Here is a 7,317-nt window from a genome sequence, read left to right as displayed (position 1 = left end):
TTAGTAAGACTCGCTACACTGTGCGATCTAAACACCTTAAATGATAGGTGTTGGCCTAATGGCTGCTTTTTCATCAATAAAATGCCAACCCATATCAGATCGGGTCACACATTCAGTTACTTCTCTTTAGGCTTTTTACGCTTATCCGTAACTTCCCACTTACCGTCGATGTACAAAGCGGTCCAACCTGAAGGTTTACCGTCCACTTCGGTACGAACGTAGTTTTCTTTTGTCTTACGACTAAAACGAACGACTGTCGGCTTGCCATCAGGATCAGCAACCGGTGCTGATGCCAGATACTGGAATTTAGGTGAAATACGGTCTTTAAAACGAACCAGCTCTTCCACTAATGGTGCACGTGTTTCACGTGATTTAGGGAAATTACTCGCGGCCATAAACAGACCAGAAGCCCCGTCACGAAGTACGAAGTATGCATCTGAATTTTCACATGGGAGTTCAGGGAAATGCACTGGGTCTTCTTTCGGTGGCGCTACTTCACCATTTTTCAGAATCTTCCGAGTGTTCTTACAATCTTCACTCGTACAGTCCATGTATTTACCGAAACGACCATTCTTCAAAACCATGTCAGAACTACATTTGTCACACTCAACAAGCGGACCATCATAGCCTTTCACTTTGAATTCGCCGTGTTCAACCACATAACCTTCACAGTTAGGGTTGTTACCACACACGTGCATTTTACGCTTATCATCGATCAGATAAGCATCCATTGCCGTTTCACAAATCGGACAACGCTTTTTCGCTCGAAGTGCTGCGGTTTCAACGTCTTCTTCAAGAACGTTGATAATACCGTCTTCATCACCAAGGTTAATGGTTGTCTTACAGCGCTCTTTTGGTGGAAGTGCATAACCAGAACAACCTAGGAATACGCCAGTCGAAGCTGTACGAATACCCATTTTACGGCTACAAGTTGGACACTCAATATCGGTTTCAACGATATGATTTGGCTTCATGCCACCAGCGTCTTCATCTAAATCGGCTTTTTCCAAATCGCCTGTAAAGTCTTCGAAGAAGTTATCTAGCACGCCTTTCCAGCTTGCTTCGCCTTCTGCAATTTGGTCTAACTTCTGCTCCATACGAGCCGTAAAGTCATAGTTCATTAGATCATTGAAACTGCCATCTAGACGGTCAGTAACAATTTCACCCATCTTCTCAGCATAGAAACGACGCTGTTCAACTTTTACATAACCACGGTCTTGAATCGTAGAGATGATTGATGCATACGTTGAAGGACGACCAATACCACGCTTCTCAAGCTCTTTAACTAGCGCCGCTTCAGTAAAACGGGCTGGCGGCTTAGTGAAATGCTGTTTAGGGTCTAATGCGATTAGGTCTAGCTTTTCACCAACCTGTACAGCAGGAAGAATCGTATCTTCATTTTTACCCATTGGACGTTGAACGCGAGTCCAACCATCAAATTTAAGAATACGACCTTTCGCTTTTAACGTGTACTCATCCGCTTTAACGCTTACCGTCGTTGAATCGTACTGCGCAGGTGTCATTTGACATGCAACAAATTGATTCCAAATCAGCGAGTAAAGCTTGTGTGCGTCTGCGTCTACGCCGTTTAGGTCTTCAGACTTAACATCGACACTTGAAGGACGAATCGCTTCGTGAGCCTCTTGTGCGCCCTCTTTGCTGCCGTATACAAGCGCCTTCGGTGGAAGGTATTGTGCGCCAAACTCAGAACCAATGTATTCACGAGCGGCTTCTACAGCTTCTGAACTCAAGTTGGTTGAGTCAGTACGCATATAAGTGATGTAACCCGCTTCATACAAACGTTGAGCCAACATCATGGTTTTCTTTACGCCGTAACCAAGACGTGTGCTCGCCGCTTGTTGCAGAGTCGACGTGATGTAAGGTGCAGACGGCTTACTCTTAGTTGGGCGATCTTCACGTTTACATACTTCGTATTGCGCTTTTTCTAAAACGCTTACTGCAGCTTGTGTTTGCGCTTCATTATCAGGTTTAAACGCAACACCGTCTTTTTGAGCGACTTGCAGTCTGAAATCTGTTTTCTCTGCCGTTTTGGTATCAGCATGCACATCCCAGAACTCTTCAGGGATAAAAGCGTTGATCTCGCGCTCACGTTCAACCAGTAGTTTTACAGCTACAGATTGAACACGGCCAGCGGATAGGCCTCGTGCTACTTTTTTCCAAAGCAGTGGTGACACCATAAAGCCAACAACACGGTCCATAAAACGTCGTGCTTGTTGTGCGTTTACGCCGTCGATATTTAGCTCGCCTGGAGTTTCGAAAGCTTGCTGAATAGCATTTTTAGTGATTTCGTTAAAAACCACTCGTTTGTATCGCGTTTCATCACCACCGATGATCTCACGAAGGTGCCATGCGATAGCTTCTCCTTCGCGGTCCAAATCGGTTGCGAGATAAACATGGTCTGCGTTCTCAGCCAGTTTTTGCAATTCAGCAACGACTTTTTCTTTGCCCGGTAAGATTTGGTAATTCGCTTCCCACTCTTGATAAGGGTTGATACCCATCTTTTTAATAAGCGCTTTGCGATCTTTTTCTTTCTTGATACGAGCTTTATCTTCTGGGCTCATACCCTTGGTTGAAACTGCAGCAGCCTTTTGACCTGTACTTTGACCCGCCGTTGGTAAATCACGAACGTGACCTACACTCGACTTAACGACAAAGTCTTTGCCAAGATATTTATTGATAGTTTTAGCCTTGGCTGGCGACTCCACTATAACGAGCGATTTACCCATATTGACTCTAACGTCCTTAATCACGATGCTTCAACACCAACAATTTTACTTGTGGGCTTTTACGCATGATATTCTAAATTCATTGCTTCTTTTTTTACTATTGTGCGAGATTACTAGAAGATCAACCGCTTTTTTCAAAATTGGATCTGATCGCTCGACAATTCGACGACTCATAGAGAAAAGAGTCACAATATAAAGAAGCTATAAAGTACTCACTAAGAATACTTGCAAGAGCCTATTCATCAGGCATTACGTCTAAACGCGCTCATACTAAGCTTGTCGGCGAATCTAACGCGAGCCCCATTCAATTATTTTTGTCATAAATCACAAAATAAATTGTGGATGTTTGAAAAGACTCTCTTAATCGGTTGTGAAATCATTGAATTTCTAGTTCGACACCATAAACTCAACGATATATTCAGTTATCAGAGATAAACTCATGACAAAGAAAGTAATAGCAGAATTTGATTTACTGCTTATCGCAAACCAAATTATCCAATCACATGATGACTACATTGAAGGCATGCGCGCAAACAGCGTAGTAGAAAAAGACGATGTACTCATTTTCAAAGGTGAATACTTCTTAGACAACAACGGAATGCCGACAGAAAATACAACCGCGGTATTTAACATGTTTAAGTACTTGGCGCATCACCTTTCGAAAGAATTTACAATTCAGCAATAATTAAAAAGCTTGCCATCTAGGCAAGCTTTTTTGTTCCTGGACCTTTATATACTTATCATTTTTATAGACTTAGTATTTTTATAGACTCAGCATTTTCAGCTTATCGAAGTAGTCAGGGAATGTCTTGGATGTACAACCTGGATCATTGATCGTCACCGGGGTGTCACTCAAAGCAACCAATGAGAAACACATCGCCATGCGGTGATCATCGTAAGTATCAATCGCCGCGTGCGTCAGTTCAGCCACAGGGTTAACAATGATGTAGTCTTCACCCTCTTCCACCTCAGCGCCTACTTTACGTAGTTCTGTTGCCATTGCCGCTAAGCGATCCGTCTCTTTCACACGCCAGTTGTAAACATTGCGGATTGCGGTTGTTCCTTTAGCAAACAGAGCCGTTGTCGCAATTGTCATCGCCGCATCTGGAATATGGTTATAGTCCATATCAATGCCTTTTAGCTCACCACAACGAGAGATAACGTAGTCATCACCCCACTCGATTTCAGCACCCATTTTCTCAAGTGCATCAGCGAATTGGATATCACCTTGGATACTGTTTTTGCCAATACCTGTCACTTTAATCTCGCCACCTTTGATAGCAGCGGCTGCAAGGAAATATGACGCAGATGATGCATCACCTTCAACCAAGAAATCACCGGGTGCTATGTAAGATTGCCCAGTTGGAATCACAAATTCTTGGTAGTCATTGTTGATAACATCCACACCAAATTGCTTCATGATATGCAGCGTAATATCGATGTAAGGCTTAGAAACCAATTCACCTTCGATTTTGATGGTCACTTCGCCTTCAGCTAAAGGTGCAGCCATCAAAAATGCCGTCAAGAATTGACTAGAGATAGAACCATCGATAGAAACTGTACCACTCTTTAGCCCAGTACCCGTGATCTTCAGCGGTGGGTAATTTTCGTTCTCTAAGTATTCGACGTTGGCGCCGGCCTCTTGCAGAGCAGTCACTAAGTGACCAATTGGACGCTCTTTCATACGTGGCTCACCAGTAAGAACGTATTCACCGCGACCTAAACAAAGTGCAGCAGCCAATGGACGCATTGCTGTACCCGCGTTACCTAAGAAAAGCTCTAGGGCTTTGTCACTTGAGAATGCACCACCAACACCTGTCACTTCACAAACTGTTTTGTCTGCAGACAACTGATAATCAACACCTAACTGTGTTAATGCATTCAACATATGACGAATGTCATCACTGTCTAGTAAGTTTGTTAGGCGAGTTGTTCCCGTTGAAAGTGCAGCCAAAAGAAGCGCACGGTTGGAAACACTTTTTGAGCCAGGTAGATTAACTTCCCCGCTCACTTTTTGAATTGGTTGTAACGTAAGGCTTTCCATTAAATCTTATAGTCCTTGTACCACCCGAAGTCACTGGCGCGTATTTATTTTCGGGTGATGAATAATTCTTCGTACTTGCAGACTAACGAACTTTTCCAATGAACTCCAGAGCTAATCCCCTCGATAAAGGCGATTAATCAGCCAACTAAACACATTTATATACTAGTACACGAGATCAACTCGAACGCCATCTGAAAAATAGAGAATTCGCACATCATCACCTCGGTTAAACAACATCGAGTTATCGACGTCTTGAATGATATTAACCAACTTATCATCTTTAGTTTTGACCAATAACTCGACGAGCTTATATTCCACTTTGTACTGTGTGTTACCTCGATTGCGAGCAATCCCGGCACCCGCCACAGCACCGACGGCCGTTGCGACTTCTTTGCCGGTACCGCCACCAAATTGATTACCTATCAAGCCACCAATAGCCGCACCCAACAAGGTTTCCCAACCATTCGCTTTCGACTCTACGATCTCTTGTTGGGTAATGTATCTGACCGTGTCAATCTCACCATAAACGACCTCATTAACTGGTCGAGCTTGGTTTCTGTTGTAAGCTGCATTTGCCAACATGGGCAAAACAAGTAAAATCCAAAGCAACTTTTTCATGGTAAAACTCCTAAAGACCTCTTGGTCAGTGATTAATCTGTAACGCGGTACTTATGACTATATACCTAACCGAACTTGATACTACTAGTATAGAGTTTCCTTCGCCTTTCGACGCGCTTGATGAACCTAACGGTCTGCTCGCGTTCGGTGGTGATTTGTCACCCATACGAATTCTGAACGCTTATAGCCAAGGTATATTTCCATGGTATGGCCCAGGAGAGCCTATACTTTGGTGGAGCCCTGCACCGCGAGCGGTATTTAATCCTAAGACATTCGAACCATCAAAAAGTCTTAAAAAATTTCAAAGAAAGCATAATTACCGTGTCAGCATCAACCAAGCGACGGACAGAATAATTGGTTATTGCTCTTCACTGAGACCCGAAGAGGAAACTTGGTTAAACAATGACATGCAAGCAGCCTACCGTGAACTCGCTTCATTAGGGTTCTGCCACTCAGTTGAGGTTTGGCAAGGTGACGAGCTGATTGGCGGGCTTTATGGGTTACAAAGAGGCCAAGTCTTTTGCGGTGAATCGATGTTCAGCCTGAAGACGAATGCCTCTAAAATTGCGCTATGGTACTTTTGTGAGCACTTTACACAATTCGGTGGACAACTCATTGATTGCCAAGTCATGAACCCACACTTGGAATCCTTGGGTGCTATCGAGGTTGATAGGGATGAATTCCTAAGTTCTCTTCGATTACTCAAAGAAACGTCCGTTAACGATGCATGTTTTAAAAAACAATGGCTAAAGGAAATGCCTTAATGAATCCAGATTTACAACAAATCAGAATTGGATTAACAGACAATCACGCTTGCAGTTACTTACCCCATCTCGAAGAAAGAGTGGCAGTCACGCTTGATGAACACATGCACACCGCAGATAACTATGAAGTTCTACTTGCGAATGGATTTCGCCGCAGTGGAACAACCATTTATAAACCACATTGCGATAATTGCTCATCGTGCCAAGCGATTCGACTGTCGATTCCCGAGGTCAAGTTTTCCAAGAGCCAACGACGAATACTCAACAAGGCCAAAGCGCTGCGTTGGGAGCTGAAAGATGAAATGGATGACAACTGGTTTGACTTGTATAGTCGCTATATAACCGCTCGCCACCGTTCGGGAACCATGTATCCACCGAAGAAAGAAGAGTTTCTGCATTTCTCTAAAAATGAATGGCTTGCTACAAAGTTCATGCACATCTATGATGAGGGGCAGTTAGTCGGCATTGCCGTTACAGACATCATGTCTCACTGTACGAGCGCGTTTTATACCTTCTTCGACCCTGATATCGACATTTCCATGGGAACTCTTGGCGTTCTATTCCAGATCCAACATGCCCAGAAAGAACAAAAACAATGGTTATATTTGGGTTATCAAATCGATGAATGCCCTGCGATGAACTATAAAGTACGATTTCAACGTCATCAAAGGCTAGTAAATCAGCGGTGGCAAGGGTAGAATACGCGACAACTTTACATATTTTGATTTTAACGGCACAATCAAGCCGTTGAAAACCGCCAAATTTCGAAAGAGGATTAGATGGCTAAAGAAGACGTAATCGAGATGCAAGGCACTGTCCTTGATACTCTACCAAACACAATGTTCCGTGTTGAGCTTGAAAACGGTCACGTAGTGACAGCACACATCTCTGGTAAAATGCGTAAGAACTACATCCGTATTCTTACTGGTGATAAAGTAACTGTTGAGATGACTCCATACGACCTTTCTAAAGGCCGCATCGTCTTCCGTGCTCGTTAATTTTTAATTACCGAATACGATAAGAAGCGGAGCCCTCAAGGCTCCGTTTTTTATCGCCTGAACTTTTTACCACTCCAACAACACCAACCTCGCATCTAGCATCTAGCATCTAGCATCTAGCATCTAGCATCTAGCATCTAGCATCT

Annotated in this window: 7 protein-coding genes; 4 read left to right on the top strand and 3 right to left on the bottom strand. The window is 43.5% G+C overall.

All coding sequences use genetic code 11. The annotated features are described in order from the left end of the window. Window positions 1-116: 116 nt before the first annotated feature. Window positions 117-2,747 (bottom strand): type I DNA topoisomerase, encoded by a 2,631-nt coding sequence (gene topA, locus ACED42_RS21175; protein ID WP_012603610.1) that lies wholly within the window; start codon window positions 2,745-2,747, stop codon window positions 117-119. 439 nt (window positions 2,748-3,186) lie between these two features. Here topA and ACED42_RS21170 point away from each other — a divergent pair, with 439 nt between their 5' ends. Then, window positions 3,187-3,432 carry a YciN family protein gene (locus tag ACED42_RS21170; RefSeq protein ID WP_009846345.1) on the top strand — a complete coding sequence of 82 codons (246 nt, stop codon included), beginning with the start codon at window positions 3,187-3,189 and terminating at the stop codon, window positions 3,430-3,432. 78 nt (window positions 3,433-3,510) lie between these two features. On the opposite strand, the gene aroA is transcribed toward ACED42_RS21170, so the two are convergent. Both aroA and ACED42_RS21160 read right to left on the bottom strand, forming a co-directional pair. Beyond that, a complete protein-coding gene (gene aroA / locus ACED42_RS21165; protein ID WP_017097711.1) occupies window positions 3,511-4,791 on the bottom strand; it encodes a 3-phosphoshikimate 1-carboxyvinyltransferase in 1,281 nt (426 codons plus the stop codon). A gap of 162 nt (window positions 4,792-4,953) precedes the next feature. After that, window positions 4,954-5,409, bottom strand: coding sequence for a glycine zipper 2TM domain-containing protein (locus ACED42_RS21160; protein WP_004736438.1), 456 nt, complete (start codon window positions 5,407-5,409; stop codon window positions 4,954-4,956). Window positions 5,410-5,462: 53 nt separating this feature from the next. On the opposite strand from ACED42_RS21160, the gene aat reads away from it, so the two are divergent. The 3 genes from aat to infA all read left to right on the top strand — a co-directional run bounded on the left by aat (window position 5,463) and on the right by infA (window position 7,171). After that, entirely contained in the window at window positions 5,463-6,173 is a 711-nt protein-coding gene (gene aat, locus ACED42_RS21155) for a leucyl/phenylalanyl-tRNA--protein transferase (protein WP_135383955.1), read from the top strand. Further along, a complete protein-coding gene (locus tag ACED42_RS21150; protein WP_029223169.1) occupies window positions 6,173-6,871 on the top strand; it encodes an arginyltransferase in 699 nt (232 codons plus the stop codon). The genes aat and ACED42_RS21150 overlap by 1 nt, the downstream gene beginning before the upstream one ends. A gap of 81 nt (window positions 6,872-6,952) precedes the next feature. After that, a complete protein-coding gene (infA, locus tag ACED42_RS21145; RefSeq protein ID WP_001040192.1) occupies window positions 6,953-7,171 on the top strand; it encodes a translation initiation factor IF-1 in 219 nt (72 codons plus the stop codon). The last annotated feature ends 146 nt before the right edge of the window (window positions 7,172-7,317 follow it).

Source organism: Vibrio sp. FF145, assembly GCF_041439075.1.
GTDB lineage: Bacteria > Pseudomonadota > Gammaproteobacteria > Enterobacterales > Vibrionaceae > Vibrio > Vibrio tasmaniensis_A.
This window is presented reverse-complemented; position numbering and strand designations above follow the sequence as displayed.

Bases quoted from the DNA above. Each gene is read 5' to 3' on its own strand.
- aroA (WP_017097711.1), bottom strand. From the start codon at position 4,791: ATGGAAAGCCTTACGTTACAACCAATTCAAAAAGTGAGCGGGGAAGTT.
- topA (WP_012603610.1), bottom strand. From the start codon at position 2,747: ATGGGTAAATCGCTCGTTATAGTGGAGTCGCCAGCCAAGGCTAAAACT.
- ACED42_RS21170 (WP_009846345.1), top strand. From the start codon at position 3,187: ATGACAAAGAAAGTAATAGCAGAATTTGATTTACTGCTTATCGCAAAC.
- ACED42_RS21160 (WP_004736438.1), bottom strand. From the start codon at position 5,409: ATGAAAAAGTTGCTTTGGATTTTACTTGTTTTGCCCATGTTGGCAAAT.
- ACED42_RS21150 (WP_029223169.1), top strand. From the start codon at position 6,173: ATGAATCCAGATTTACAACAAATCAGAATTGGATTAACAGACAATCAC.
- infA (WP_001040192.1), top strand. From the start codon at position 6,953: ATGGCTAAAGAAGACGTAATCGAGATGCAAGGCACTGTCCTTGATACT.
- aat (WP_135383955.1), top strand. From the start codon at position 5,463: ATGACTATATACCTAACCGAACTTGATACTACTAGTATAGAGTTTCCT.